The sequence below is a fragment of the Neisseria sp. P0021.S005 genome, assembly GCF_051956955.1.
Genome location: NZ_JBQCWY010000447.1, coordinates 1 through 2,556, shown reverse-complemented (window position 1 = coordinate 2,556; position 2,556 = coordinate 1). Strand labels below are relative to the sequence as shown.

Annotated in this window: 3 protein-coding genes; all 3 read left to right on the top strand. The window is 50.0% G+C overall.

Annotated elements, in window-relative coordinates; translation table 11 throughout:
- A partial coding sequence (locus ACTHUE_RS15380; protein ID WP_440423926.1) for an HU family DNA-binding protein occupies positions 1 to 81 on the top strand: 81 nt, incomplete at its 5' end.
- A gap of 349 nt (positions 82 to 430) precedes the next feature.
- Positions 431 to 700, top strand: a complete 270-nt coding sequence (locus ACTHUE_RS15375) for a FeoA family protein (RefSeq protein ID WP_036490759.1) — start codon at positions 431 to 433, stop codon at positions 698 to 700.
- A 27-nt stretch (positions 701 to 727) separates the two neighbouring features.
- The coding region (gene feoB, locus ACTHUE_RS15370; protein WP_440423925.1) for a ferrous iron transporter B at positions 728 to 2,556 on the top strand (1,829 nt) is incomplete at its 3' end.

Genomic DNA, 2,556 nt, shown 5'->3' with positions numbered 1-2,556 from the left:
AAAACTGGCGAGCCTTTGACTATTGCTGCTGCTAAAACTCCTAAATTCCGTGCCGGTAAAGCATTGAAAGACGCTCTGTAATTTAGAGTCTTTCCCTGAATGGGAATAAAAAACCGATTTGATTCGGTTTTTTATTTTGAAGGCCGTCTGAAACCTTTCAGACGGCCTTTAGTTTGTTGAGTGTATAAAAAGGCTGAAATCCTAATGATAAAAGGATTTCAGCCTTTTTAGTTTATCTTGTTACACTTGATTTTTACATTAATAAGATTTATCATTAGCAAAGAAAATAACAATACTTAAAACAAACCGCACTTATCGAAAGAAGAGGCAAATAGCCACTCATAACCAATCTTTCAAATGTGCCACACATTCGTCATTCTTCTCACGTTTTTTAATAATCTACTTTTAAAACAAATGAAAAGAGAGGCTTATGTCTACCATTCCTTTGTCGCGCCTGAAAAAAGGCGCAGTCGTACATATTGATTCTATTATTTCCAACCCTGTTTTTGGTGAATTGGATTCCTTGGTAACCCGTCGTCTTGCGGATTTGGGTTTTTCCAGCGGAATGCCGTTGCAAGTGATTGCCGTGGGCGGTTTTGGAAGAGGACCGTTTGCAGTACGCTTGGGCAATCAATCCCAATTTTCCCTGCGGTTGGAAGAGGCCGGGAAGATTATGTGTCGTATCGTTGAGGCCGTTTAAGGCCGTCTGAAAGAATAAGGAAAAATGATGGAACTAAGCTATTTTGCCTTGATTGGCGCGCCAAACTGCGGCAAAACCGTTTTGTTCAACGGTTTGACCGGCTCACATGCCAAGGTTGCCAATTATCCGGGCGTAACTGTCGATAAGCGCGAGGGCGCCTTCCTCGACGACGAGGCCGTCCGCATTATCGACCTGCCGGGCACATACAGCCTACGCACGACCAGCCCCGACGAAGCGGTGGCGAAAGATGTAATGGTAGGCAAGATGGGCATTCCGCCCGATGCCATTATTGCCGTTGCCGACGCGACCAACCTGCGTATGACCCTGCGCATGATTTTGGAACTGAAAACGCTGGGACTGCCTATGGTGGTGTCGCTGAATTTGAGCGACGTGGCCCGCAAAAGGGGCTTGAATATCGACGCGGCCAAACTGAGCGAGTTGTTGGATGCACCTGTTTTGGAAACAGTTGCAGTGAGCGCGTCGGGTGTACAGGCTGTACGCGAAGCCGTGGCGAAGCTGCCGCGCAAACGCTCTTTCCCCGCAAACCCCGCCTCTGCCGAACGCACGCTCGATGCGCTGGATAGCGACAAACTTTATCAAGAAGTCGAATCGATTTTGGCACAAGTGGTACGCACCCAGATGACGCTGCCCGCATGGCACAAAAAACTCGACGACATCGTGCTGCACCCCGTCTGGGGCATGATTATGCTGCTGGTCATCCTGTTTATGGTGTTCCAAGCGGTTTACACATGGGCGGCGCCGATTATGGACGCCATCGAAGGCGGCTTTACCGCGCTGGGCGAATGGATAGGCGCCAACATGGAGCCGGGCATCCTCAGCGACTTGCTCGTCAACGGCGTCATTGCCGGTTTGGGCAGCGTGTTGGTGTTCCTGCCGCAGATTACGATTTTGTTTGCCTTTATCCTGCTATTGGAAGACTCAGGCTATCTGCCGCGTGCAGCCTTCCTGCTGGATAACATCATGGCAAAAAGCGGTTTGTCCGGCCGTTCGTTTATTCCCCTTTTGTCCAGCTTTGCCTGTGCCGTTCCTGCCGTGATGTCGGCGCGTACCATTAACGACCCGCGCGAACGCCTTGTTACCATCGCGGTTGCGCCGTTGCTGACTTGTTCCGCACGTTTGCCAGTGTATGCGCTGATTATCGCCGCTGTTATTCCTGACCGTACAGTGGGTGGGATTTTCAACCTGCAAGGCCTGACATTGTTTATTCTTTATATCGTAGGCATTCTGTCGGCTGCATTGGCAGCGTATATCATGAAACGCTTGGCGCGGATGAAAGGCAATGTGCAACAATTCCCACTTTTGATGGAATTGCCGACTTTCCGTACGCCTAACTTCAAACACATCATGACCAGCTTGTGGGATAGGGTAAAAGCCTTCCTGAAACGCGCGGGTACCATCATTTTTGCGTTGGCCGTGGTCTTGTGGGGCTTGGTAAGCTGGCCGCAACCGCCTGAAGGCGCAACCGGTGCCGCCATCGATTACAGCTTGGCAGGTACGCTTGGTCATGCTATTCAGCCGTTTTTTGCACCTTTGGGTTTTACTTGGGAAATGTGTATCGCCATGATTCCGGGTATTGCCGCGCGCGAAGTGGTCGTTGCCGCATTGGGTACCGTTTATGCCGTCAGCGCGTCGTCTGAAGATGCCGTACAAAACGCATTAATTCCCATCATACACAACAACTGGGGCTTGCCGACCGCCTTTGCCTTCTTGGCTTGGTATGTGTATGCTCCGATGTGTGCCGCGACTTTGACCGTGATTAGACGCGAAACCAAATCCACGAAAAATATGCTTATGATTACAGGCTATTTGTTCCTGATGGCTTATTTTGCCGCATT